Source organism: Halorarius litoreus (assembly GCF_024362405.1).
GTDB classification, from domain to species: Archaea; Halobacteriota; Halobacteria; order Halobacteriales; family Haloarculaceae; genus Halorarius; species Halorarius litoreus.
In genome coordinates this window covers 3,164,398-3,188,403 of sequence record NZ_CP101454.1, presented here as the reverse complement: position 1 = coordinate 3,188,403, position 24,006 = coordinate 3,164,398, and the positions used below count along the sequence as shown (strand labels likewise).

23 protein-coding genes are annotated in these 24,006 nt (G+C 65.4%); 15 read left to right on the top strand and 8 right to left on the bottom strand.

Annotated features, from left to right (window positions below; all coding sequences use genetic code 11):
• Positions 1-16: 16 nt before the first annotated feature.
• Complete coding sequence (locus tag NL126_RS16840) at positions 17-1,555, bottom strand: flippase (RefSeq protein ID WP_255196045.1); 1,539 nt, start codon at positions 1,553-1,555, stop codon at positions 17-19.
• Positions 1,556-1,666: 111 nt separating this feature from the next.
• Between NL126_RS16840 and NL126_RS16835 the strand changes: the two genes are divergently transcribed.
• The 4 genes from NL126_RS16835 to NL126_RS16820 all read left to right on the top strand — a co-directional run bounded on the left by NL126_RS16835 (position 1,667) and on the right by NL126_RS16820 (position 6,967).
• The gene (locus tag NL126_RS16835; protein ID WP_255196044.1) at positions 1,667-2,728 is read left to right on the top strand and encodes a GDP-mannose 4,6-dehydratase; all 1,062 of its coding nucleotides are present in this window, start codon (positions 1,667-1,669) and stop codon (positions 2,726-2,728) included.
• Entirely contained in the window at positions 2,725-3,702 is a 978-nt protein-coding gene (locus tag NL126_RS16830) for a GDP-L-fucose synthase family protein (RefSeq protein ID WP_255196043.1), read from the top strand. Before NL126_RS16835 ends, NL126_RS16830 begins: the two co-directional genes overlap by 4 nt.
• 83 nt (positions 3,703-3,785) lie before the next feature.
• A complete protein-coding gene (asnB, locus tag NL126_RS16825) occupies positions 3,786-5,693 on the top strand; it encodes an asparagine synthase (glutamine-hydrolyzing) (protein ID WP_255196042.1) in 1,908 nt (635 codons plus the stop codon).
• A 53-nt stretch (positions 5,694-5,746) separates the two neighbouring features.
• Positions 5,747-6,967, top strand: a complete 1,221-nt coding sequence (locus NL126_RS16820; RefSeq protein ID WP_255196041.1) for a glycosyltransferase family 4 protein — start codon at positions 5,747-5,749, stop codon at positions 6,965-6,967.
• Between the two features lie 2 nt (positions 6,968-6,969).
• Here the strand turns inward: NL126_RS16820 and NL126_RS16815 are convergent, their stop codons facing one another.
• Positions 6,970-8,016 (bottom strand): hypothetical protein, encoded by a 1,047-nt coding sequence (locus tag NL126_RS16815; RefSeq protein ID WP_255196040.1) that lies wholly within the window; start codon positions 8,014-8,016, stop codon positions 6,970-6,972.
• A gap of 73 nt (positions 8,017-8,089) precedes the next feature.
• Between NL126_RS16815 and NL126_RS16810 the strand changes: the two genes are divergently transcribed.
• The 4 genes from NL126_RS16810 (at position 8,090) to NL126_RS16795 (ending at position 12,373) form a co-directional block, all read left to right on the top strand.
• Entirely contained in the window at positions 8,090-9,313 is a 1,224-nt protein-coding gene (locus NL126_RS16810; RefSeq protein ID WP_255196039.1) for a glycosyltransferase family 61 protein, read from the top strand.
• A 114-nt stretch (positions 9,314-9,427) separates the two neighbouring features.
• Positions 9,428-10,660: a glycosyltransferase family 4 protein gene (locus NL126_RS16805; protein ID WP_255196038.1), complete on the top strand. Its 1,233-nt coding sequence runs from the start codon at positions 9,428-9,430 to the stop codon at positions 10,658-10,660.
• A 53-nt stretch (positions 10,661-10,713) separates the two neighbouring features.
• On the top strand, positions 10,714-11,367 hold the full coding sequence (locus NL126_RS16800) for an FkbM family methyltransferase (protein ID WP_255196037.1): 654 nt from the start codon (positions 10,714-10,716) through the stop codon (positions 11,365-11,367).
• 103 nt (positions 11,368-11,470) lie between these two features.
• Entirely contained in the window at positions 11,471-12,373 is a 903-nt protein-coding gene (locus NL126_RS16795) for a glycosyltransferase family 2 protein (RefSeq protein WP_255196036.1), read from the top strand.
• A gap of 14 nt (positions 12,374-12,387) precedes the next feature.
• On the opposite strand, the gene aglG is transcribed toward NL126_RS16795, so the two are convergent.
• Positions 12,388-13,311 carry a glucosyl-dolichyl phosphate glucuronosyltransferase gene (gene aglG / locus NL126_RS16790; RefSeq protein WP_255196035.1) on the bottom strand — a complete coding sequence of 308 codons (924 nt, stop codon included), beginning with the start codon at positions 13,309-13,311 and terminating at the stop codon, positions 12,388-12,390.
• A 95-nt stretch (positions 13,312-13,406) separates the two neighbouring features.
• Here aglG and NL126_RS16785 point away from each other — a divergent pair, with 95 nt between their 5' ends.
• The 4 genes from NL126_RS16785 to NL126_RS16770 all read left to right on the top strand — a co-directional run bounded on the left by NL126_RS16785 (position 13,407) and on the right by NL126_RS16770 (position 18,196).
• Positions 13,407-16,295 (top strand): oligosaccharyl transferase, archaeosortase A system-associated, encoded by a 2,889-nt coding sequence (locus NL126_RS16785; RefSeq protein ID WP_255196034.1) that lies wholly within the window; start codon positions 13,407-13,409, stop codon positions 16,293-16,295.
• The gene (locus tag NL126_RS16780; protein WP_255196033.1) at positions 16,296-17,261 is read left to right on the top strand and encodes a DUF368 domain-containing protein; all 966 of its coding nucleotides are present in this window, start codon (positions 16,296-16,298) and stop codon (positions 17,259-17,261) included.
• An 84-nt stretch (positions 17,262-17,345) separates the two neighbouring features.
• Positions 17,346-17,594: a DUF8028 family protein gene (locus NL126_RS16775; protein WP_255196032.1), complete on the top strand. Its 249-nt coding sequence runs from the start codon at positions 17,346-17,348 to the stop codon at positions 17,592-17,594.
• 98 nt (positions 17,595-17,692) lie between these two features.
• Positions 17,693-18,196: a gamma carbonic anhydrase family protein gene (locus NL126_RS16770; protein ID WP_255196031.1), complete on the top strand. Its 504-nt coding sequence runs from the start codon at positions 17,693-17,695 to the stop codon at positions 18,194-18,196.
• On the opposite strand, the gene NL126_RS16765 is transcribed toward NL126_RS16770, so the two are convergent.
• From NL126_RS16765 to NL126_RS16755, 3 genes are all read right to left on the bottom strand, one after another.
• Positions 18,193-19,377, bottom strand: a complete 1,185-nt coding sequence (locus NL126_RS16765) for an MFS transporter (protein ID WP_255196030.1) — start codon at positions 19,375-19,377, stop codon at positions 18,193-18,195. The genes NL126_RS16770 and NL126_RS16765 overlap by 4 nt on opposite strands.
• Positions 19,374-20,438, bottom strand: a complete 1,065-nt coding sequence (locus NL126_RS16760; RefSeq protein WP_255196029.1) for a saccharopine dehydrogenase family protein — start codon at positions 20,436-20,438, stop codon at positions 19,374-19,376. Before NL126_RS16760 ends, NL126_RS16765 begins: the two co-directional genes overlap by 4 nt.
• A gap of 83 nt (positions 20,439-20,521) precedes the next feature.
• Complete coding sequence (locus tag NL126_RS16755; protein ID WP_255196028.1) at positions 20,522-20,743, bottom strand: hypothetical protein; 222 nt, start codon at positions 20,741-20,743, stop codon at positions 20,522-20,524.
• Positions 20,744-21,119: 376 nt separating this feature from the next.
• Between NL126_RS16755 and NL126_RS16750 the strand changes: the two genes are divergently transcribed.
• Both NL126_RS16750 and NL126_RS16745 read left to right on the top strand, forming a co-directional pair.
• Positions 21,120-21,611, top strand: coding sequence for a helix-turn-helix transcriptional regulator (locus NL126_RS16750; protein ID WP_255196027.1), 492 nt, complete (start codon positions 21,120-21,122; stop codon positions 21,609-21,611).
• 82 nt (positions 21,612-21,693) lie between these two features.
• Positions 21,694-22,827, top strand: coding sequence for a DUF7973 family transport facilitator (locus NL126_RS16745; RefSeq protein WP_255196026.1), 1,134 nt, complete (start codon positions 21,694-21,696; stop codon positions 22,825-22,827).
• Between the two features lie 9 nt (positions 22,828-22,836).
• On the opposite strand, the gene cutA is transcribed toward NL126_RS16745, so the two are convergent.
• Both cutA and NL126_RS16735 read right to left on the bottom strand, forming a co-directional pair.
• The gene (gene cutA / locus NL126_RS16740) at positions 22,837-23,139 is read right to left on the bottom strand and encodes a divalent-cation tolerance protein CutA (RefSeq protein ID WP_255196025.1); all 303 of its coding nucleotides are present in this window, start codon (positions 23,137-23,139) and stop codon (positions 22,837-22,839) included.
• On the bottom strand, positions 23,139-23,327 hold the full coding sequence (locus tag NL126_RS16735) for an HEWD family protein (RefSeq protein WP_255196024.1): 189 nt from the start codon (positions 23,325-23,327) through the stop codon (positions 23,139-23,141). The genes cutA and NL126_RS16735 overlap by 1 nt, the downstream gene beginning before the upstream one ends.
• Before the next feature lie 96 nt (positions 23,328-23,423).
• Here NL126_RS16735 and NL126_RS16730 point away from each other — a divergent pair, with 96 nt between their 5' ends.
• Positions 23,424-23,996: a YbhB/YbcL family Raf kinase inhibitor-like protein gene (locus NL126_RS16730; protein WP_255196023.1), complete on the top strand. Its 573-nt coding sequence runs from the start codon at positions 23,424-23,426 to the stop codon at positions 23,994-23,996.
• Positions 23,997-24,006: the final 10 nt, after the last annotated feature.

Sequence of the window (24,006 nt, the reverse complement as noted above, 5' to 3'; positions counted from 1 at the left end):
ACTGGACGGCCCATCGCTACGGCATCAGTCGTCGGCCAACACGCTTCAGTGGTTCGAGGTCAACACCGAACCGTTCCTCGATACTCTTGACCAGCATCACCTCTTCTGCTTCGATGCCACCGAAGCGGAACACGGACACCGTATACAGCAGCGCGAAGACGGCGAATGAGACGACGAGCGAGACCGGATTCGGGTTCGTGAGCGCCCCCGCGACGAGGTAGACGACGACAAAGGCTGCAGCCCCTGCGATGCCTGGCTGGAGGATCGACCGGGTGAGTGGGACGACCCCGACCTCACGGTAGAGGACACCCGACAAGGCCAGATTGAGTGCGGCGTAGGTCACGGTCGTGGCCACGGCAGCGCCGAGCGGCCCGAACGCCGGGATGAGGACGAGGTTGAGCGCGGTGTTCAACACGGCCGCACCGAAGTCGATGTAGAGGAGCAGTCGGGTCCTGCCGATGGACGCCGCCGTCTCGCGGTTGAGCCCGGCTACGGTGTGGACGAAGAACCCCGCGGCGAGCACCTGCAGGACCAGTCCGCCGCCGGCGTACTTCGCACCGAACGTGAGCGAGATGAGCTGTGACGGGAACGTCTCCATTACCAGGAACACCGGGAGCGTCGCGACGAACACCCACTTGGTGACGACCTGATACATTCGGTTGACGCCCGTGATGTCCTCGTTCGCGTGGAGTTCAGAGATGACTGGCATGAAGATGAACGAGAACGCCATCATGGCGGTGTTGAGCAGCGTCGCAAGCGGATAGACGACGTTGTAGAGTGCCACGGGCTCGGTACTGCCGCTGAAGAAGCCGAGCAGCAGGGTGTCCAGGTCGTTGAACACGACGGTCAACATCCCGGAGATGACGAGCGGAGTCGAGAACCGCAGCAGTTCTCGGCGACGCATGACCGCACCGACGGCCCGGTCCGGAATTGACGTCTCGCGGTAGAGGTAGACGACGCCGAGAACGACCGGCACGATCCAGCCGAACAGGTACGCGAGGGAGACCCGAACGGCCGTCGCACCGACGAGCACGACGACCCCGATGGCGAGGATTCGTGCGACCGGCTTCGTGATGTTCTCGATGAGGACCTTGGGGGTGGTCCGCTGCTGTCCCTGGACCGTCGAGACGACCAGCCGGTGGGTGACCTGGAGCGGGATAACGAACGCGAAGACCTCGAACACCGGGGTCACCTGTGGGCTGTCGAAAGCAGCTCGGGCGATGTACGGAGCCGCGACGAACAGAGCTGCACCGAACGCGAGCGCAAGCGGGAGTGCGATGGACATCGCCGAGAGGAGGACGCCCCGTCTGTCGGCTTCGTCGTCGAACCGTGGGAGATACCGGCCGATGCCTTCGTGGAGGCCGAGTTGGGCTACGGTTGCGGCGGTCATCGCGACCGTGATTCCCAGAACGACGCTCCCGAAGTCCGAGATGGCGAGTTCCCTGGCGACGATCAGTTTGCCGAGAAACGAGATGCCGAGTTGGAGGACGAGTCCGACGAGGAGGATGCCGCCCCCTTTGAACAGCTTCCTGACGGAGTCGTCGAGGCTCGCCATGGCGATCTGTGGACGCGGATTCCGCCCCGCGTCGCTAAATCCCTCCGGTTCGAAACAGCGGAAGGGAAGCTACATTAGCGTCGACAGGAATCCCCTCACTAGAACCCCTCGATGAACGTCGACGCGAAACTCTCCGACCGACCAGTGTTCGTCACGGGTGCCGACGGATTCGTCGGCTCTCACCTCACCGAGCGGCTCGTCGCCGCCGGTGCGAACGTCCACGTCTTCGTCCGCGCGACGTCGAGTGGCGAACTGAACAACATCCGGCACCTCACCGAGGACCTCACCGTCCACCGTGGCGACCTCCGCGACCAGCACTCGGTTCGGGAGGCGCTCACCGCCCTCGAACCGTACGACGACAGTCTCGTCTTCCATCTCGGCGCGCAGGCACACGTCGGCGAGTCGTGGGATCGGCCCTACGAGACGGTCGACTCCAACGTCAACGGCACGATGAACCTGTTGCAGGCCATCGTCGACCTCGACCTGGATATCGCGAAGTTCGACACCGCAGGCACGAGCGAGGAGTACGGCAACGTCAAGGAGGAGATGGCCGACAAACACGACATCGGTGACGATGGCCGAGTCCTGCTGAGCGAACGGTCGCCCGTCAACCCGACGAGCATCTACGCCACCTCGAAACTGGCGGCGGACTTCCTCACGATGAACTACCACGACGCCTACGGGCTCCCGACCGTGACGACCCGGATGTTCAACAACTACGGCCCGCGGCAGAACCCCCGGTACATCACGGGCACCATCATCACCCAAGCCCTGGAACGCGACATCGTCGAACTCGGCAACCTCACCCCGAAACGCGACATGTGCTTCGTCGAAGACGGCGTCCGCGGCCACATGCACGTCGCACTGGAGGGGACGCCCGGCGAGCAGTACGTCTACGGCTACGGGGAGAACATCTCCATGCGCGACTGGACGAACCTTATCCTCGACGTCGGTGCCGAACACGGCTACTGGGAACGCCCGGAGATCGTTCAGGCCGAAGACCGGTACCGTCCTGGTGACTCAGACGTCGAAGAGCTGCTCGTCGGCTACGAGAAGCTCTACAACGAGACCGGGTGGGAGCCCGAGGTCTCGTGGGAGGAGGGCGTCCAGCGGACCATCGACTGGTACGCGAACAACAAGCCGGCCTGGTACGGCCGCGTCGACTGGCGATGACCGACTGGCACCGCGAGACGGCCGACTACTGGGACGGCAAGTCGGTGATGGTGACCGGCGGGGCGGGGTTCCTCGGCAGCCATCTCGTCGACGAACTGGAGCGCCGGAGCGACGAGGTCGACGTGTTCGTCCCCCGGAGCGACGAGTACGACTTCCGCGAGAAAGATGAGATAGAAGCGGCGCTGGAGGCGTCGAACCCAGATGTGGTCATCCACCTCGCCGCTACCGTCGGTGGCATCGGTGCGAACCGCGAGAACCCGGGGAAGTACTTCTACGAGAACGCCATCATGGGTATCGAGCTGATGGAGCAGGCTCGACAGTACGGCGTCGAGAAGTTCACCGTCCTCGGGACCATCTGTTCGTACCCGAAGCACACACCGGTTCCGTTCAGCGAAGAGGACCTATTCGACGGCTACCCCGAGGAGACGAATGCCCCGTACGGCATCGCGAAGAAGGCACTGTTGACGCAATCATGGGCCTACCGCAAGCAGTACGACTTCGACAGCATCTACCTTATGCCCGTGAACCTCTACGGACCTCGTGATGATTTCGATCTCGAGACCAGCCACGTCATCCCCGCCATCATCCGGAAGTGTATCGAGGCACGCGAGCGTGGCGACGAGTCGATTACAGCCTGGGGGACCGGCGAACCCACTCGCGAGTTCCTCTACGTGAAAGACGCTGCCGACGGGATTCTCACGGCGACCGAGCGGTACGACGAGAGCGAGCCGGTCAACCTCGGGAGCAGCCGCGAAATCAGCATCCGAGACCTCGTCGAAGCCATCGCCGACGTCACCGATTTCGAGGGCACGGTCGAGTGGGACACCTCGAAGCCCGACGGCCAGCCACGGCGGAAGCTCGACACCACGCGAGCACGCGAGCGGTTCGACTGGGAGGCGACGACGTCGTTCGAGGTGGGGCTCGAACGGACCGTGGAGTGGTACGAAGCCAACCGGGACATTGTAGAGCACTGACGCCCCGTCGTCGGGACACAGGGCGATCAACCGCTGAAAGACAAACGTTATTCGAACACCTTCTGTACCGTCCAGCCTGAACGATGTGTGGAATCTGGGGCTACGTCGGTACCGACTCCACGGTCCCCGTCTCGGACGCCTGGACGGGGCTCTGCTCGTTGACCGACCGTGGCCCCGACGACTGGGGGCTGTATCTCGATGATCGCGGGAAGGTGACGAGCGACGGCGAACTCCCAGCCGGCGACGTGCGGGTCGCACTCGGGAACCGACGACTCAGTATCCTCGACCTCTCTGCGGCCGGGAACCAGCCGATGCAGGGGGGTGACGGTCGGTTCTGGATCGTCTACAACGGCGAGGTCTACAACTACCGCGAACTCCGCGAGGACCTGCGAGCGCAGGGGTACGAGTTCACATCGGACTCGGATACCGAGGTCATCCTGCGCGCCTACGAAGCGTACGGTCCGGAGTGTGTCGAGCGGTTCCGTGGGATGTTCGCGTTCGTCGTGTACGACACCGAGACGGAGACCGTCTTCGCGGCTCGCGACCGGTTCGGAATCAAGCCGTTCTACTACGACGCGGGAGACCGGCGGTTAGCGTTCGCCTCCGAGCTCACGTCCCTCCTCGACGCTGGTGTGACCACACCAGAACTCGACACCGAGAGCGTCGACGGCTTCCTCACCCTCGGATACGTCCCGAGCCCCCGAACGATACTGACGGACGTCCAGTCGCTCCCCCCCGGTTCGACGCTGACCTACGACGCGAACTCCGGGGAGTCCACCATCGAGCGGTACTGGACACCAGAGTTCGGGGGCGGCGGCCCGGCTTCCGAAGCGCGGGTCCGTGAGTTGTTGCAGGAGAGTGTCGACCTGCGCCTCCGCTCCGACGTCCCGGTCGGCGCGTTCCTGAGCGGTGGTCTAGATTCGTCCACGGTCGTCGCACTCATGCGGCGAGCGGCCGAACCGAATCGTGGCGACCTCCACACGTTCTCCATCGGCTTCGACCGGGCGGAGTACACGGAGACGGACTTCGCCGAGACCGTCGCCGAACGGTTCGAGACGGACCACACCTCTAGGACCGTCTCCGCAGCGGACGTTCGGTCGGAACTCGACGACATCGTCGCCGCAATGGACCAGCCCACCATCGACGGCGTCAACACCTACTTCGTCTCGAAGGTCGCTGCAGAGGCCGGACTCAAGGTGGTCCTCTCGGGACTCGGTAGCGACGAACTCCTCTTCGGGTACCCCTCCTTCGAGACCGTTCCGCAACGCTATCGAGCGGCGTCGCTGCTCTATCGCCTCCCTGGTGGCGTGCGTCGGGGGGTGGCGAGCCTCGTCGAACAGGTCGGCGATCTGGCTCCGAGCCTCCCTGCGGGCAAGGTCGCCGACGCCATCGGGTCGGACGCTCCGTTCGGTGCGGCGTACCTCTCGGTACGGGGCATCTTCTCGAGCGCGAGCCGCGAGAGTCTCCTGGAGCCCCCGCCGACCGACTGGGCTGCAGCCATTCAACGGGATGTCGAGGAGACCTTGACGCTCGACGAACGCAGTGCAGTGTCCCGCACCGAGCTGTTCTGGTACATGCACAGCCAACTCCTCCGGGACACCGACGCGATGTCGATGTCTCACTCGCTCGAAGTTCGGGTCCCGTTCCTCGACAGTGAGTTCACCGAGTACGTGATGGGCGCGAGTGCACCGTCGAAGGCCCCGGGCGAGAAACAGCTGCTCAAAGACGCCGTCGACGACGTGGTACCCGAGGTGGTGCTCGACCGCGAGAAGACCGGGTTCACGTTCCCGTTCGCCGACTGGCTCCGAGACGACCTCGACGACGTCGTAGACGAGGCGCTCGCACCGGCCCGCCTCGACCAAACGCCACTCGAACCTGCGGCAGTCGCTCGTCTCAGGCGGGCGTACGACCGAGGGGACGCCCACTGGTCGCAGCTCTGGGCGATCGTGGTGCTCTCGCTGTGGGTCGACGAGCATCTGCCTCCGCACTAGTTCCGAGTGACAAACGCTAATAGGGGCGTGAACGACAGACCGACAGCCCATACATGCCATCTCGTCTCTACATCGCTACTCGCGACCCTCGAGAGGGTGGAGGGGTCGCCGCCAAGGCCCGATTTCTGTACGACACTGCCGAGGCCGCTGGTTACGACCCGTGTCTCGTGTTCAACAATCTACTCGACCACGAAACGCAGATTCGCCTCTCGAATCCGATGGATCTCGTCGGGTTCGATCAGACGGCTGCTATCGAATCGACGCGAATTCATGGTCGCGAAGCGAAAAAAATTCCACTGATATTCCCCGAAATAGAGTTCACACAGTCCATCGCAAACAGTGCGGCTTGGCGCGAGGCACTCCGTGATGGGGATGTCTTCTTCGCTGTCTGCGGGACGAATCTCTGTAGCGTCCCTCTCGTCAAACTCGGTGTCCCCTTCGGCAGTTGGACCGGAACACTTCTGTGGGAGGATCGAACCGACCGGTTGACATCCGCTCCGTTAATCGAACGAGTACGTGATCGACTTTCGCGCCCGATTCTCGAGTATCTCGAACGGACGGGGTACCGGTCGGCGGATCCCGCGATGGTGGTGAGCGATTACACCGCCGAACGCATTGCCTCGAAGCATGGGCTCCCACGAGACAGTATCGATGTCGTGCCGTTCCCCATAGATACAACTCGGTTCTATCCACTACAGGCTGAGACTGGCGAACAGAGTGGGCCAGTAGTGCTGTTCGCTGGACGGTTCAACGATCCGCGAAAGAACGTTTCGTTACTCATCGACTCTTTCGCGACGGTCCTGGAAGCCCATCCTGACTCGGAACTCTGGCTCATGGGTGACGAACCGAGCGAACGAGTACGAACGCTCGTCGCTGACGCCGGTGTATCGGGCGCGACTATGTTCTGTGGCAAAGTGCCGGCCGACGAACTGCCAGAGCGTTACAGAAATGCGGATGTGTTCGCAATACCATCGAACCAAGAGGGGCTCGCAATCGTCGGTCTGGAAGCGATGGCTTCGGGTCTGCCGGTCGTTACAACCCAGTGTGGAGGTCCTACACAGTACGTCGAAGATGGCGTGAATGGCTACGTCGTCCCGAGAGATGACCGACAAGCGTTTTCGGAGGCAATCACAGCGTTGTGTGATGAAGAGCGCCGTGATACGATGGGCGACGCAGCTCGTGACCTGGTCGAACGCGAATATGCAGAACGGACGGTTCGCGAGTGGTTCGTCGACGCGCTGGAGCGGCTAGAGACGAAGCGTAACGTTCTGTAGGCTTACCAGCCGAGGTAGTCGATTCCGCGATTGTAGAGCCTCCGACCTTCCCGGAGGAATCGGTTGCGATGGGAGATCGGTCGCATTCTGTGGAGTCGTTCGTCGTGCGCCCGATCTACGCCGACGCAATCTGGTCTAGTGTACGGAGGATCCAGCGAGTACTGCTGCACGTCAGCGAACTCGGAGTCGGTGTCAGTAGTGTTGGTTGCAGTCTCGTCGAAGCCGATGTTCGAGATGAGGTTTCTGGATGGGACGATCGAGAGTGCTGAGTTGATCTGTCGAGCGAACCCCCACTGATAGTCCCACGTCTCGAGATTCTCGAAGGTCTGCTGGTAGATGTACGCCAGGTAATCGGCGTGTCGGTCGTTCGCAATCACGTCTCGAAGCTGTTGGCGAACCTCCGTCTCACTCCAAAGCCGCATCTCCGGATCGTACCACTCCCACGAACGACGCCACGTTGCCCAGCCCCAGATACTGCCATAGTACGAGAAGTGATAGTCCTGCTGTCCATCCTTCCACGTTCCGAGATGGTTGCTCCCCGTGATATCCATGATTCGTTCGTCGTCACGATACGTCTCGAGCATCGTATCGCAGAACCGGAAGAACGACTCGTTCGGCAAGCAATCGTCTTCCAGAATGACCGCACGGTGTTCGTTTGTGAAAACCCACTCCAGCCCCGTGGAGAACCGCTCGTGGAGGCCTAGATTCTCATCGGCGTAGTTCTGCTTAACTGTACACTGCCAGTCGATATCGTCGATTACAGCCCGCGTACGCTCACATCGGTCAGTGTCGGTGGGGTGGCCCTCCCGAGGACCATCAGCAATCACAAGAACCCGAGGAGGTCTTGCTGCTGCTATCTGCTCGGCCACCCGCCTGGTCTTCTCGGGACGGTTGAACACGAAGAACGCGACGGGCGTGTCGAGCGTCCATTCACTCATATCGGTAATTATCCGGAGGTAGGCATCCGAACAGTAAACCTCACCGATACTGCTGGCAACGTCGCTCCCATGACGAGCGCGTCTGTTCCTCTTGTGTACGAACCTTTGCACACATACGTCTCGGTCAGGGAGCGACGAATCCGCATCAACATAGTAAAGTCGAGTCGACAGCCATCAGAGACAGATGCCAGGCACGCTTCCGGACTCAGTCAGAGCCGCTCTGGAAGGGCACCTCCCCAGTGGGGTAAAACAGAGCGTACGCGAGCTGCTGGCGACCCGCTTTGCCGACCGCATCGTCACCTACCGGGAGCTGTCGACTCGCGACGGCGTCAGGAAGTGGGCGTTCGGCACCCCTCCGTCGTTCGAGTTCTCCGCGCCGGTGTACTACAACCACCTTCCCGACGAGATCGCCCGTCTTATCGGCCGGCACGACTGCCATCAACCGTTCGTTCTAGAAGTTCCGAACGTCGAGGTTCACGGTCGACAGGGCTTCAAACTTACCGAGGACGGCGAGTACATCGTGTTCGACTTCTGGCGAGAGCCGACCGACCGAGACGAACACGGCCCGTCGATGGAGCTGGCGTACGACTTCGTGGACGCCCTCGGCGACGGCACCTGGCCGTTCGGTGGGCGAGAGCAGTCGTCCGACGTTCTGGAACTGGAACTCGCCGTCCCACTGATACATCGGTGGGCGAGCAACTACAGCCACTGGACCGAGGAGTGGCTCGCGCAGCTACAGGGGGTCGAACACTACACGGAACAGACTGGGGAGCGCCCTACCCTTCTCGTCCCCCAGAACCCGCCGGCGTTCATCCCCGAGTCGCTGGAACTGCTCGGCTACGGTGACGACTACCGGGAGTGGTCACAGGAGCGCGTCCGTGTGAATCGGCTGGTGCTCCCGTCGATCAGACGGTGTTGGAGCAGTACGTCCGACGATTACATCAGGGATATCTCGGGACTGGAGTGGGTTCGTGACCAGGTACTCGCGAACGTGGACATCCCTGCGGGCCGGTCACCGACGAAACTGCTCGTCTCCAGGGAGGAGGACGCCGACACGCGCCGTATCGTGAACTGGGCGGAGGTGGAGGCGGCGCTCACGAGTCGGGGCTACGAGACCGTCGTCCTGACCGAGCTGAGCTTCCGCGAGCAGAAGCAGCTGTTCGCTCGTGCGGAGGTCGTCGTCGGGACCCACGGTGCGGGGTTGACGGAGCTCGTCTACGCCGACGAGGCCGGCATCCTCGAACTGTTCGGCGACGACTACATCGTACCGCCGTACTACGAGATGGCGACGGGACTCGGCCACGAGTACGCGTGTCTCGTCTGCGAGTCCCGGAGTGGGGACCTCGTCGTCGAGCTGGACGAACTCGAAGCGGCCGTCGACGCTGTCGAGGCTAGCGTTGAGCCATAGCGCGCGAACCGTGTGCGAAATGAATTAATGCCATCAGAGAGTGGCACCACCAGAGACAATGCGAGCCCCACAGGCCTCCGCGACAGGGCCATCCCACGAGCCGAACGCCCAACGATGAGACCAGTCCTCTGCAACACGTACGACTTCGGCGGGGCGGGCACCGCCACCACACGTATCCACCGGGGGCTGCGCCGCATCGGCGTCGACTCCCGGATGCTGGTGCAGATACAGCGTGGCGACGAGCCCGGCGTCACTGGCCCCGACGGCACCCTCCGTCGGATCTACTCGATGGGACGCGTCGTCACCGACTCGCTCCCGCTTCGGCTGTACGGGGGTGCGAACGACGACTTCTCCGTGAACTGGCTGCCGGACGACTTCCGGCGACAGCTCGACGCCCTGGAGCCGGACGTCGTCCACCTCAACTGGGTCGGTGAGGGGTTCTTCAGTCCGACGAGTCTCGGGACCATCCACTGCCCGATCGTCTGGCGACTCCCGGACATGTGGGCGTTCACGGGAGGCTGTCACTACGCAGACGGCTGTGAGCGCTATCAGGATGCCTGCGGGGCGTGTCCGAAGCTCGACAGCAGCACCTCGCGGGACCTCTCACGGTGGACGTGGTGGCGCAAGCACCGGGCCTGGGAAGACGCCGACATCACGGTCGTGGGGCCGAGCAACTGGATCGCCGAGCGTGCCCGGGAGAGTTCGCTGTTCGGTAACCGTCGCGTCGAGGTCATCCCCAACGCGCTCGACACGGAGGTGTACAAACCTCGCGACTCGGCCGTCGGCCGTGACCTCTTCGACCTCCCGGCCGATGCACGTGTCGTCCTGTTCGGCGCAGCGGCACCCGACGACCCCCGAAAGGGTGCGGACCTCCTCCGCGAGGCCCTCACCGAACTCACCGACAACGGGGCGGGCGAGGACATCGTGCAGGTCGTCTTCGGCACCTCGGCGCCCGAGGAACCGCTCGGCACGGGGTTCGAGACGCGGTACACCGGCTACCTGAACGACGACCAGAGTCTCGCCCTGTTGTACGCTGCGGCGGACGTGATGGTCGTGCCCTCGCGGTACGAGGGGTTCGGACAGACCGCCTCCGAGGCGTTGGCCTGTGGGACGCCCGTCGTCGCGTTCGACGCGACGGGCCCTAGCGACATCGTCGACCACCGGGAGAACGGCTATCTCGCGACGCCATACGACCCGTCGTCGTTGGCCGAGGGCATCGAGTGGGTACTCGCCGACGAGGGGCGTCGCGACCGACTGTCTGAGGCCGCCCGGACGAAAGCCGTCCGTTCGTACGCGATGGAGACCGTCGCCGAACAGTACCGCGACCTCTACGCGGACATCTGCTGAGGACTCAGGTGGACAGAGTTATACGGGGTCGAGAGGTGGGTGGCCGTACGCGAATGAAAGGGGTTGTCAAGCGACTGTACAATCAGTTTCTCCGTGAACGCTTGCCGCGAAAGGTCGCCGTGTACAACGGCGTCCCCGTCCGAAACGTCCGACTGCTCGACCAGACCGATGAGTTCCCGGCCTACGAAGGGCCTCTCTTGCGAGGGATCCGCGACCAGGTCGCTCCCGGTGACGACGTCGTCATCGTCGGCGGCGGGCTCGGGGTCTCGAGCGTCGTCGCGGCTCACCAGTGCGGGACGTCGGGAAGTGTGGTCGCCTTCGAAGGTGGGCGGGAGCGGGCGGAGCGAGCCCGTGAAACCCTGGAACTGAACCGGGTAGACGACGTTGTGACCATCCGACACGGAATCGTCGGTTCCAACATCGACGTGCAGGGGACGACGGGGGGCGCGACGACGGTTCCGGTGACTGACTTGCCGGACTGTGACGTGCTCGTGCTGGACTGTGAAGGTGCAGAACTCGACATCCTCGAGGACTCTGTCGACGCACGAGCGATTGTCGTCGAGACACACGGGTTCCTCGACGCGCCCGAACCTCAGGTCAGAGACCTTATCGAAGCACGGGGGTACGAGGTCGTCGATCGGGGTGTCGAGGCCGAGGAACTCGGCGTCTACGTCCTGACGGCGGTCGTTGGCGATGCCACCGTCTGACAACCTTCGACAGTCTCGATCAGACTCGAACCACAGCACGTGGACCCACCGTCGTAATAGCGAGTCGAAAGCGCATTAGCGGTCGTGTTCGAACGGAGCCCTGATGGCACCCCCTCGGCTCTCCGTCGTCACCCCCTCGTACAACCAGGTCGAGTACCTCCGCGACAACCTCGACTCGGTCGAACGACAACGGTACGACGACGTGGAACACCTCGTCCTCGATGGTGGTTCCGACGACGGCTCGGCCGACGTCACCGAGTCGTACGCCGACCGCGTCGACTACGACGTGACGTGGCGCTCGGAGGCTGACGACGGCCAGTCCGCCGCCATCAACGAGGGGTTCGAGCGGGCGTCGGGGGAAATCGTCGGCTGGCTCAACTCCGACGACGTCTACTTCGACACGCGGGTGTTCGACCGCGTCGTCGAAGCGTTCGAACGCACCGGTGCGGACGTCATCTACGGCGACCTGGCGTACGTCGACGGCCGCTCTCGCGTCACGGAGATCGACGTTCGCCCCGAGTTCGACCGGTCGAAACTTGCATACCGAATTCTCATCGGACAGCCGGCGACGTTCTTCCGGGCGGAAGTCGTGAAGGAACACCAGCTCGACACGTCGCTGCAGTTCTGCATGGACTACGAGTTCTGGCTCCGCATCTCGGCGGAGTTCGATGTCCACCACGTGCGGGATGTGTTTGCCGGATTTAGGCGCCACGAGGCCCAGAAGACGGACGACATGAGCGCGACCAGCGCGGTCAGCAGGGAGACGGAGGCGATGCTGGAGCGATACCGTGGGTCGCTCCCCGAGAATCGAGGGAACGTCGTCGTCGAGAACGCGACGACGGAACTCGGACGGGTGGCCGCCAGCCTCCGAGAGACAGTCCGACTTCACCGCCACCAACCCGAACTGGCGTTCGACGGCTCGTTCGCACCGCTCTCGGAGATGCTCCTCAACGTCGGTCCCGGGATGCACGACGTGCAGAAGGCGTGGCGACGGTACCGCAGTTGAACGTCCGAGACTGACTACTCCAAGAGACTCTTCGCAAGGGCGTAGCCGTATCCGATACCTGTTGCACCGGTCAGCACCAGCAACATCACCAGCCGGCCGGCTCGCTCGGCGGTCGGTTCCCGGACGAGTTCGGCGATGCGGTCCGGAATGAACGTCGAGAACAGCTTCCCGACGAACGCCCGTTCCGTCTCCGTTCCCTCCGAGTCCATCTCCTCCATCCGACGCTTCGAGTAGCCCTGCCAGAACGCCCGTTCGAGGAGCCACCGTCGCCCGGTCCGATAGTCGTAGATCTTGTGTTCGATTTCGGCGTCCGGGATGTAGAGAACGCGCTCGCCGTACTCCCGTTCGAGGCGGACACACAGTTCGGTCTCGCCACCCTGGAGGTTGTTCTCGCCGCGTTTCCCCATGTGCGTCTTGAACCCCTCGAGTTCGAGGAACGGCCCCCGACGGAACGAGAGGTTCGAGCTGAACGTGTTGCGGACGTAGCCCTCATCCTCGCGAAACCCGCGGTAGGTGACACCGATGAGGAAGTAGAACTCCGCGGGGAGGTACGATGGTTCGCCGGCGAGCCAGTCGGGGACCATCTTCCCCCCGACTGCGAGCGCGTCGTACCGCTCGTAGCCGCTGACGATTTTCTCGGCCCAGTCCGGAGCGGCGACGGCGTCGTCGTCGAGGAACGCAACCACGTCGCCGGACGCGAGTTCCGCACCAACGTTCCGGCTGTGCGAGAGCCCGCGATTCCGGTCGTTGCAGTGGATGACCGTGTCCTCGTGGTCGCCGTAGTCCGCGAGCACCCGGTCGTACACTTCCTCCGTCCCGTCGACGACCACGACGAGTTCCACGTCGTCGTGGGTCTGGTCGAGGATGCTGTCGGCTGCCTCAGAGAACTCCTCGTACCGGTCGAGTGAGTAGGTACAGAGGACGACGGAGACCTTCATGACCTGCTGTCGCGCCCGGTTAGGTTTTGCCTTTTCGTTCTTCTGGCCCTGACTATATGACAAGGCTTATGCGACTTTTGCGGCACTCTCGGATAATGAGTGGCCTCACCGAGCAGTTCTCCGCGGAGTTCGAGGACAAGTCGGTCCTCGACCTCGTTCGCGGGTACTATCACGTCCCCCTGCTGTTCCTCGCAGTAGCGTTCTCGCTGTGGGTTCGCACCCGCGGCTGGCAGAACTTCGTGCGTGGTGATACCGTACTGTTCTCCGGGAACGACGCCTGGTACCACCTCCGAACCGTCACCTACTCGGTCAAGAACTGGCCGTTCGTTCTCCCGTTCGACCCCTGGTCGGGCTACCCGACCGGAACCAGCTCCGGGCAGTTCGGCACGCTGTACGACCAGCTCATCGCAACCGCTGCGCTCATCGTCGGCCTCGGGTCGCCGACTGAGCACCAGATCGCGATGACCCACCTGTTCGCCCCAGCGGTGTTCGGCGCGCTCGCGCTCGTTCCCGCCTACTTCCTCACGAAGCGGGTCTCCGACCGCAACGGTGGGCTGGTTGCCGTCCTCCTCCTGGCGCTCTCGACTGGCCAGTTCCTCACCCGTGGCGTCGTCGGCTTCTCCGACCACCACATCGCCGAGGCGCTCTTCCTCGCGCTCTCGGCGTTCGGCGTCGCCACCGCAGTGACCGTGGCTGCCAAGGAGAAACCCGCGTACGAACTCGTCGTCGCCCGCGATTGGGATGCCCTCCAGCACCCCGTGCTGTGGGGTGCGCTCGCCGGCCTGTTCGTCACCTTCTACCTCTGGACGTGGCCGCCGGGCGTGTTCTTCCTCGGGGTCCTGGGTGTGTTCTTCGCGATTGCGATGTCGGTTAACCAGTTCCGCGGCGTCAGCCCGGACCATCTCGCTGTCCCGGGCATCACCATCGGGGTGGTCTCCGGTGTACTGACGCTCGTGACCATCGACACCATGGAGTTCACGGCGACTGGACTCTCGCTACTCCAGCCGATGCTCGCGTTCGGACTCGCCGCTGGGTGTGCGTTCCTCGCCGCCCTCGCCCGTGTCTGGGACGACCGCGGGATTCCAGCCACCTACTACCCGCTCGCCGTCCTCGGCATCGCAGTGGTGGGGGCAGCAGTCCTCGCCCTCGCCACGCCCGACTTCTTCGGGTACATGGTCAACCAGGTGCTCCGTATCTTCGGCTACGACGCCACGGCCCAGAGCCGGACCGTCGCCGAAGCACAGCCCATCCCGCTCGGCAGCGTCGCCGGCTTCCTCGGCGCCTCGTACGGCCTCGCCATCTACACCGCACTCGGTGGGTTCGCGTTCATGCTCTACAAGTTCCTCATCGCCGACGAGGGGCGGGCAGACCACCTGTTCCTGCTCGTGCTCGCGGTGTTCCTGCTGCTGGCGACGCTCACGCAGCGCCGGTTCGACTACTACCTCGCCATCCCCGTCGCCGCGCTCAACGGCTATCTCGCCGTGGTCGTATTCGATCTCGTGGACATCGGCGAGGCCGTCGAGTCCCTCGAGGACATCAAGGCATATCAGGTGATGGCGGTGCTCGCCGTCCTCCTGCTCGTCGCCGCGCCGCTCACGGTCGGGGCACAGACCGCGCCGAACGTGGCCCAGCGGAGTTCCAACCCCGGTGAGGTCACCGCGTGGACGAGCAGCCTTGACTGGATGCAGGAGAACACGCCCGTCGAGGGCGCGTACGGAACCGGAGGCGAACAGTCGCTCGAATACTACGGGACGTACAAGCGGACCGACGACTTCGACTACGGCGAGGGGACCTACGGCGTGATGGCGTGGTGGGACTACGGTCACTGGATCACGGTCCTCGGTGAGCGCATTCCGAACGCCAACCCGTTCCAGCAGAACGCGCAGACTGCGGCGAACGCGCTGCTCGCGCCGGACGAGGAGACGGCCGACGACGTGATGACGTTCGAGGACGGTGAGAGTCGCTACGTCGTCGTCGACTACCAGCTCGGCGTCGCGGGCACGCGGAAGTTCACCGCACCGACGGTGTTCGAGACGCGGTACAACCTCTCGGACACCGACGACCGGCTCGACAACGACATCGCGCGGACCATCTACAACCCGCAGAACGGCCAGCCCATCGGGACGGTCCACGCGCCGCGCTCCTACGAGAGCCTTCGCGTCCGCCTCTACCAGTTCCACGGAAGTGCCGTCTCCCCGAGCGACTTCGGGCAGGTGCAGGTCATCGACTACGATACCCGGACCGTCGAGGGTCGGACGTTCCTCCTCGCGCCGGAGGACGGCCGCCTCGTCAAGCAGTTCCAGAACATGAGTGCCGCCCAGGCGTTCGTCGAACAGGACGGCACTGCCCAGATCGGGGGACTGCCGGGCGTCCCCTCGCAGGAACTGGAGGCGCTCGAACACTACCGACTCGTCCACGCGAGCGAGACCGTCTCGCCGCCGCAGGCGCTCGGCCAGCGGTATCCGTGGGTGAAGACGTTCGAGCGCGTCCCCGGCGCCACGGTCGAGGGGCAGGGCCCGGCGAACACGACCGTGACCGCGAGCGTCCAGATGCGGATGCCGAACACGAACCAGACGTTCGTCTACCGACAGCAGGCCCAGACCGGGCCTGACGGCGAGTTCACGATGACGCTCCCCTACTCGACGACCGGGTACGACCAGTGGGGGACGCAGAAGGGCTACACGAACGTGAGCGTGCGTGCGGACTCCGCCTACCAGTTCACGACCTCGCCGACGGTCACCAGCGAGGGTGACCTCATACGCCACAGCGCCACCACCGAGGTCGCGGAGGGCAACGTCATCGGCGAGAACGAGACGACCATCCAGGTGACGCTGGAGGAGCAGACGCTCGCCTCGCAGGACTCGAACGCCACGAACACCTCGGACTCGACGAACTCCACCGACACCTCGGGTGACTCCTCAACGTCCGACGGCAACACGAGTTCCTCGCTCATCGCACCGAGCTACGCGGCACGTGCCCGATAGATGACCGAGACCGAACGTGCCCGGACCGACGAGGCCCCGAGCGCGCAGGGGTATCTCGCCATCTACCTGAAGGGGACGTTCATGGGCGCTGCCGACGCCGTGCCCGGCGTCTCCGGAGGCACCATCGCACTCATCGTCGGTGTCTACGAGCGACTCATCGGCGCCATCACGGCGCTCGACCCGCGCGTGCTCGAACACGTCCCGCGACTCCACACTCGCGAGGGGCGGGCGGCGCTCTCGCGTGACCTCCTCGACATGGACGTGCCGTTCCTCCTCGCACTGGGTGGAGGCATCGTCACGTCGCTGCTGCTCGTCTCGGGCCTGATGCACGTCGCCGTCACCGAGTTCCCGGTGCCGACGTACGCGTTCTTCTTCGGCCTCATCGCGGCGAGCGCGGTGGTCCTCCGTGACGAGGTGTCCGTCGACTCGCTCGGCCGAATCGCGGCGGGCGTCGTCGGGTTCACACTCGCGTTCCTCGTCTCCGGGGTCGCCGAGGGTGCGCTGCCGAGTACGCTTCCGGTGCTGCTCGGCGCCGGCGCGGTCGCCATCTCGGCGATGATTCTCCCCGGCATCTCAGGGTCGTTCATCCTCCTGCTCCTGGGACAGTACGAGTTCATGACTGGTGTCGCGGGTGGGCTCTCGTCGGACGTGCAGGCCGCGCTGGGCGGGAACACCGCGCCACTCGTCGACAGTCTGGCCGTCGTGGGCACGTTCGGTGTCGGGGCGGTCGTCGGACTGCTCACCGTCGCCCACGTCGTCAAGTACGCGCTCGCCCACTATCGGAAGGCGACGCTCACGTTCCTCGTCGCGCTGATGATCGGCGCGCTCCGGGCGCCGGGGCGACGCATCGTCGGCAACGTCGAGGCGTGGACGCCGGACGTCCTCGGACTGGTCGTCGTCGCCGCGCTCGTCGGTGCCGCGCTCGTCGTGGGGCTCGATGCCGTGACGGGCGACATCGACTACTGACGCGACCCGCTGGCGCCTGCCTCGGGAGAGAATTGGGTCGCAGTTCGGCGTAGCTTCTTGTGTCGGAATCGGTCACTAGAACCCATGCACCGGGGACTCCTCGATAGTGTGGTCGATACCGTCGTCCAGGGTGAGGTGTCGTCGCCACGACGCACCGAGTTGCTGTCGCTGGCAGTCGCACCCGTCGCCGCGCTCGGGTTCTGGGCTAGCGTCGCGCTCCCCGCGACGTACATTCCGCTGTTTCTCACGGGCGTCGTCGACGCGGCGTTCGCGGCTCACCTGCTCGCCCTCCACGCGTTCGCCGTCGTCGTGGGGCACTCGCACGGTCAGTGAACGGGGGGTGAGTGGGGAACGGAGGTCGAGTAGAGAGTGAGTAGTGAGTGTGCGTCGGTGAGCGTGGCGTTTATACCGCGACGGCGGCAGGTCGGCACATGGTACTCCGTTCGTTCGACGGCATGGAACCCGAGGTCCACGAGAGCGCGTACGTGGATCCGACGGCCGTCGTCATCGGCGAGGTCGAGATCGGCGAAGACGCGTCCGTGTGGCCGAACGTCGTGCTCCGTGGGGATCACGGCGCCATCGTTCTCGAAGCAGGGTCGAACGTTCAGGACGGGGCAGTGCTCCACGAAGGGGCGCGCATCGGGCCGTACGCCACGGTCGGACACAACGCCATCGTCCACCACGCCGAGGTCGAAGAGCGCGCGCTCGTCGGGATGGCCGCGACGGTTCTGGACCACTCGGTGGTCGGCGAGCGAGCGATGGTCGGGGCGAACTCGCTCGTCACCGAAGGCACCGAGGTTCCGCCGAAGACGCTCGTGGCGGGGACCCCAGCCGAGGTGAAGAAGACACTCGAGGAGTCGCCGTGGGCGTACGCCGGTGACACCTACGTGCAGTTGGCGAACGAGCACCGCGACACTTCCGAGCGGCTGGACTAAACGTCGAGGGCGGCGCCGGCGGCGAGCGCCGCGAGGGTGCCGACGCCGAGCAGCGCCAACCCAGGGGTAAAGGAGCCCGTGAGGTCACCGAGCGCGCCGATTGCGAACGGACCGAGGAAGCCACCGATCTCGCCGACGGCGAACACCATACCGACCGCCACGCCCGTCCGTTCCGCGCCGATGCCCTCGATTTCTGCCGGGAGTGCGCGGATCAGCGGAGAAATGCCGCCGAGACCGAGCCCCACGAGCAGGACTGGAAGGAGCGTCGCGACACCTGCTGTGAGCGTGGCGACGCCAAGGGTACACAGGGCAACGCTGCCGACGAGTGCGGCCCGGCGGTGACCGACCGCGTCCGAGGCCGCAGGGATGGCAAGCACACCGACGACCTGTGCGACGACGAGCAGCGTGGTGATGCGAGCGGCCGCGGCCGGGGTGACGCCACGCGCGTCGAGGACCGTCGGGAGCATCCCCTGCAGGCCGTGGGCGACGAGCAGGTAGACGAAGCCGACGACGACCAGCAGTCGCATCGGCTGCGACGCGAACACCTCACGGAGCGCGGCGACTGGTGAGTCGGTCCCACCGGTGGCGGACTCCCCGCGGGCAAGCATCACGGCCGCGAGGGCCCAGAGGAGTGCGACCCCGAGAACCGCAAGGCCAGTGAGTCGAAAGAGTGGTCGCCAGCCACCGAGCATCGGCCCGACGACGGGGCGCGCGAGGCTGAACGCGGCGGCCGTCCCCGCGTACGACCCGAGGAGGTAGACCGTCGAGGCGACGCCGACTCGCGACGAGGGAAACAGCCCGGCGACGAGTTTCGGGAGGCCGAAGGTGACGCCGGTGCCGCCGACTCCCAGGAGTACGGTGAGCGCGAGCATCGGCAGGAACCCCTCCGCGTACGACCGCCCGAGGTGAGCGAATCCGATGAACACGAGTCCGCCGCCGAGCGTTCGCCGGTGGCCCAGTCGGTCGACGAGGAGGCCGGAGACCAGTGCGACCGGGACGTACGTGAGTGGAACCGCACCCGCCAGCGCCCCGGCCTGAGTCTCCGTGAGCCCGAGGTCGGCCGTGATGGTCGGCAGGTACGCCGGCAACGAGAACCACGAGAGCGTCATCACGGCGTAGCCGAGGCTCCCGAGCGCCAGCAGTCCGACCGCGCCCGGCCGCACTCGGTCGGGCACGCTCACGGCGTGATCGGGTCGTCCGCGAAGTCGTCACAGCCCTCGACGTCGAAGACGAAGTCGGCGCCGAACGCCCCCGCCGGCGTGGTGAACCCCGCAGGCGCCTGCCCGTCGAGCGTGCGGTCGACGGCGGCGAGCGCCGAGTCGACGGTGAGCGCGTAGGTGTTCGGGGTGCGCAGCCGCGAGACGGCGCGGCGCTCGATGCCCTGCTCGGAGACGACCCGCGCCTCGCCCCAGACCCGGCAGTCGGTGCGTTCGCGTTCGCGCTCATCCGGGCCGGACGCGGTGAGGCGAACGAGCGACTGGAGCGGGCGCTTCACGAGCGGGAGCGACAGCAGCGGTTCGAGTGGTCGGGAGGCGCGGAGCGCGGTGACCACGCCGGGGGGCATCCCGACGTACACCCCGATGTTGCCGATGCCCGTCGTGTAGTAGGCGGTCGAGACGTCGCCCCAGGGAATCGTCACGGCTGTCCGGGCACCGGTACCGAAGTCGATGCGGCGCGACTTCCACGCCGACGGGACCGACTCGATGCGGCCGTTACGGCGGACCGCACCGCCCTCACCCAGCGAGTCGACGGCCGTAGCTGCTGTCCCCGGCGAGACGGAGCCGAGCGCGTCGAACCCCAGTCGAAGGTGCGTCGCCTCCGGAAGTCGCTCCGCGAGGTGGGCGGCGAGACAGTCGGTGGGGACGACGTCGAACCCCACGCCGGGAAGGAGCGTTACGTCGGCGGCCGACGCCTCGTCGTCACGAGCCGCGAGCGCCTCGAACACCTCGATCTCGCCGGTCACGTCGAGATAGTCCGTCCCGGTGGCGAGACAGGCGTCGACCATGGGCGCAGCGGTTTCGACGAACGGGCCGGCACAGTTGAGCACGCAATCGACGTCGCCGAGGTTCGCGGTCGCGTCCGCGACGTCGAACGCACGGCGGTCGCAGTCGAGTTCCGACGCGAGGTCGTCGAGCGGGGCAGGACGGCGACCACCGAGCACGGGGTCGAGATCGCGGGCGACGGCTTCGCGAGCGACGAGTTCACCGGTGTAGCCGTACGCGCCGTAGACGAGGAACGTCATGTCCGGGTCGTCGGTCGAGTGTGGCAAAAGCGCTGGGCGTCCGGCAAGCCATGGGCACTGGCCAACGACGGGACGCGGAGGGGTTACCGGGCGACGAGGTACGTGCGCCCGCCCTTCCGTTCGAAGTAGAGTTCGGGGTGCCCCTCGTCGGCAGTCGCACGGGCGTACGCCGTCACCCGTTCGGGCGGGAGGTCGGAGACCTCGAGGGCTTTCCGGTCGGGGGAGTCCTCGTCCGGTGCGTTCTGCTCGGTGGTCGCTCGGTCGGTTGGCTCGTCGGTTCGCACGGTGTCGATGCCGGCACTCATACCTGCGGGTGCTCCTGCGTGGGTTGTTAAGCCCGGCCTAGTGCACGGTGAAAGTGAAACTGAACGACTCACCGTACGATTCCGCGAGAACAGAGATAATACGTCGGTCGGAACTCTCGGTCGATGCAACGGGTGGGCGGTCCCGGTGATTCGCTCGTCAGTCGGCGCGCTGGACCCACGATATCGGCGCACAGGCTATCGGTTCGAATAGACTACCGGCAGCCGGCCATCGCGCTCGACACACCGCCACCGAGGTGACTCCGTCCGGGGCCGAATCGTCCGTCGTCGCCCGTCGGCGTGACCCGAGTAGCAAGAGCTTTCTCATTCGTTGATAGCCGTGTCGAACATTTATGTAGGTGCTACTCAATGAGGAGGTATGGCCTCGAACGTTGACGAAACTAAATTGACCGACAGCGAAGACAGCAGCGTCTCTGTCGGTCGTCTCTACCAGGAGATGGTCGGGGGACTGGGGGCTGACGGCGATGCCGTCGAGCAGCGCGCCGAGATCGTCCTCGAGACGGTACTCGACGCGCTCTTCGACGACGAGTTCGAGTTCAACGAGGCGACGGTGAAGGCGAATCTGAACGAGATCCTGCTGATGCTGGTCGCACTCCGCGACAGCCAGACGCACGGGAAGGGACTGATGGAGGACCTCGAACGCGTGTTCGGGGCGGACCTCAGCCCGGGGACGGTGTACCCGCGACTCCACGAGCTCGAGGAGGAGGGCGTCCTCGAGGTGCAGGAGCTCGTTCGCACGAAGGAGTACCGCATCGACGATCCGGCACAGAGCCGTGAACACGTCGAGGCCGCCATGCGCCAGCATCTCGCGCTCGGCTTCTTCTTCAAGGCCGCGCTCGACGAGCTGTAGTCGGGCTCCCTCCTGAGGACTTATTATCCCGCTGTGGGCATGACTCCACAGAGATGTCTCACGCTACCGGAGTTGGTACCCCGTGGTAGAGCTCACGAGCCTCTTTGCGCTCGCGCTAATCGCGTTCGCCGGCGGAGCCCTCGGTGCGTCTCTCGGTGGCTATCCGGCGCTCAGCGTCGCCGGGTTCGTCGTCGTCGTCGGTGAGGTCGCCAAGCTCACCCGAGCGTCCATCGCCGCCGCAGCCCCCATCGACCCGGCAGCACTCGGCGCGACTGGCATCACGGCGTCAATCGGGCTGGGAACCGGTGTCGGGCCGCACGTCGCGCTCGGCGGGGGCGTCGCGGCGGCCGCGTACGCCGCCCGACAGGGCTACGTCGACACCGACTTCGCGTATCACGAGGCGAAACACGTCACCTACTCGCTGGGGGCGAAACCGGACGTGCTGCTCGTCGGCGGGGTCTTCGGCGTCGTCGGGGCCGCGCTGGCACAGGGGTCGGTCGCGTTCGCACTCCCGTGGGACCCCATCTTCGCGTCCATCGTCGTCTCGGCGTTCCTGCACCGCATCGCGTTCGGCTACCCGCTGCTCGGCGCCATCCGCGGTGGCCTGCTCGACATGAGCCCGTTCGAGCGTGGCGAGCGCCGCGCGATGCGAACCGACGGCGGCACCACCGAGGCCGAGTCCAGAGCCACCACGGAACCATCCCAGACCGACGCCCGATTCGTCGTCGAGCCGTGGCTCCCCCATCAGTATCGATGGGCGAGCGTCACCCTGCTCGGGTTCGTCGTCGGGGTGTTCGCCGCGTTCGTCACCTACGCCACCGGCTCGCCGTTCCTCGCGTTCGGCCTCACCGCGGCGACGCTCGTGTTCCTCAGCCTCCGGATGGAGAAGTTCCCCGTCACGCACCACATGGCGCTGCCGGCCGGCGTCCTCGTCATCGCCCTCGTTGGGGCGGCCGACCCTGCACTCCTGCAGAACGGCGTCACGCCCGAAGAGGTCGAAATCGCGGTGACGCTCCATCTTGCGGTCGTCGCGGGCGGGGTCATGGGTGCCGTCTCGGGACTGTTCGGCGAACTCGCACAGCGCGTCCTCTACGCACACGCCGACACGCATCTCGACCCGCCGGCGGTTGCCATCGTGCTGTCGACGCTGCTCATCGCACTCCTGGATATCGCCGGGCTCGTCACACAGAACATCGTTCCGACGCTCGGCCTCTGAGTCGGCGAGCTATCGAACGCTCTCGTCGCGCCACCCTGCGAACGATTCGAGCATCGCAGCCTCGTCGAACCGCTCGATACAGGGCACCTCGTACGGATGCAGTTCCTCGACGCGGGCTTCGAGGTCGGGGTAGCGCTCGGCGGTCGTCTTCGCCAGCAGGACGACCTCGTCGTCGTGGACGACCTCGCCCTCCCAGCGGTACGTCGACTCGCAGGCGAGGCGGTTCACACACGCGGCCAACTGTTCCTCGACCAGTCGCTCGGCGAGGTCGGCGGCCGCCTCGGGCGGGGCGGTGATGTACGCGGTCGGCATCAGGCCGTCTCGCGGACGGGATTGTAGCGACCGTTGATGTCCCACTCGTGGATACAGTGGGAGTTGCCGACCTGTCGCTCGCCGTCGACCGTCGCGATGACCCAGTTCTCGGTCGTCTCGTCCCAGACGTCCTGTCGCGTGCACCGTTCACAGCTCCGTTCCGATGGGGGGACGATTTCCACGCTCATACAGGGAGCAGACGTGGGTGGACGGCATCAACCCTGCGGCCTCGTCACCGACCGGCTTCGGGACGCCTTTACGCCGGGCACCCCTACCCGGAGTCGATGTTCAGCCGTCGGCGACTGCTCTCCATGGTCGGTGCCGCGTCGATCGGCGGTGTGGCCGGCTGTACCGACGTCGGCACGTCCGGCAGTCCGACACCACAGGCGCTCCAGTACACGGTCCCGGCGCTCGCCGACGGGACGGTTCCGCGACGGCTCACCTGCGACGGCGAGGGCGTCTCGCCCCGCGTCGAGATCGCCAACGTCCCACCACCGACCGAGTCCATCGCGCTGGTGTTCACCTATCCAGACGACGTCGCCTCCCAGCAGACGCTCTGGACCATGTGGGACATTCCACCCGAGACGACCGAGATACCAGCGAACGTGCCACCGGAGCCCCGGGTGGAGTCACTCGATGGCGCGGCACAGGGCCGGAACGCCCGCGGCGATATCGGCTACCTCCCGGTGTGTCCCCCGCCCGGTGACGATTTCGAACACTGGTTCACGCTGTACGCGCTTCGTCGGCCGCTGGACCTGGAGCCGGGGGCACCGCGCGACGCGATTCGCGAGGAGCTGGAGACGGCGACGCTGGCCAGCCAACTGACGAAAGCGACGTATCGACGAGCCACGGAGTGACCGGGGGAGC

Bases quoted from the DNA above. Each gene is read 5' to 3' on its own strand.
- NL126_RS16840 (WP_255196045.1), bottom strand. From the start codon at position 1,555: ATGGCGAGCCTCGACGACTCCGTCAGGAAGCTGTTCAAAGGGGGCGGC.
- NL126_RS16835 (WP_255196044.1), top strand. From the start codon at position 1,667: ATGAACGTCGACGCGAAACTCTCCGACCGACCAGTGTTCGTCACGGGT.
- NL126_RS16830 (WP_255196043.1), top strand. From the start codon at position 2,725: ATGACCGACTGGCACCGCGAGACGGCCGACTACTGGGACGGCAAGTCG.
- asnB (WP_255196042.1), top strand. From the start codon at position 3,786: ATGTGTGGAATCTGGGGCTACGTCGGTACCGACTCCACGGTCCCCGTC.
- NL126_RS16820 (WP_255196041.1), top strand. From the start codon at position 5,747: ATGCCATCTCGTCTCTACATCGCTACTCGCGACCCTCGAGAGGGTGGA.
- NL126_RS16810 (WP_255196039.1), top strand. From the start codon at position 8,090: ATGCCAGGCACGCTTCCGGACTCAGTCAGAGCCGCTCTGGAAGGGCAC.
- NL126_RS16805 (WP_255196038.1), top strand. From the start codon at position 9,428: ATGAGACCAGTCCTCTGCAACACGTACGACTTCGGCGGGGCGGGCACC.
- NL126_RS16800 (WP_255196037.1), top strand. From the start codon at position 10,714: ATGAAAGGGGTTGTCAAGCGACTGTACAATCAGTTTCTCCGTGAACGC.
- NL126_RS16795 (WP_255196036.1), top strand. From the start codon at position 11,471: ATGGCACCCCCTCGGCTCTCCGTCGTCACCCCCTCGTACAACCAGGTC.
- aglG (WP_255196035.1), bottom strand. From the start codon at position 13,311: ATGAAGGTCTCCGTCGTCCTCTGTACCTACTCACTCGACCGGTACGAG.
- NL126_RS16785 (WP_255196034.1), top strand. From the start codon at position 13,407: ATGAGTGGCCTCACCGAGCAGTTCTCCGCGGAGTTCGAGGACAAGTCG.
- NL126_RS16780 (WP_255196033.1), top strand. From the start codon at position 16,296: ATGACCGAGACCGAACGTGCCCGGACCGACGAGGCCCCGAGCGCGCAG.
- NL126_RS16775 (WP_255196032.1), top strand. From the start codon at position 17,346: ATGCACCGGGGACTCCTCGATAGTGTGGTCGATACCGTCGTCCAGGGT.
- NL126_RS16770 (WP_255196031.1), top strand. From the start codon at position 17,693: ATGGTACTCCGTTCGTTCGACGGCATGGAACCCGAGGTCCACGAGAGC.
- NL126_RS16760 (WP_255196029.1), bottom strand. From the start codon at position 20,438: ATGACGTTCCTCGTCTACGGCGCGTACGGCTACACCGGTGAACTCGTC.
- NL126_RS16755 (WP_255196028.1), bottom strand. From the start codon at position 20,743: ATGAGTGCCGGCATCGACACCGTGCGAACCGACGAGCCAACCGACCGA.
- NL126_RS16750 (WP_255196027.1), top strand. From the start codon at position 21,120: ATGGCCTCGAACGTTGACGAAACTAAATTGACCGACAGCGAAGACAGC.
- cutA (WP_255196025.1), bottom strand. From the start codon at position 23,139: ATGCCGACCGCGTACATCACCGCCCCGCCCGAGGCGGCCGCCGACCTC.
- NL126_RS16735 (WP_255196024.1), bottom strand. From the start codon at position 23,327: ATGAGCGTGGAAATCGTCCCCCCATCGGAACGGAGCTGTGAACGGTGC.
- NL126_RS16730 (WP_255196023.1), top strand. From the start codon at position 23,424: ATGTTCAGCCGTCGGCGACTGCTCTCCATGGTCGGTGCCGCGTCGATC.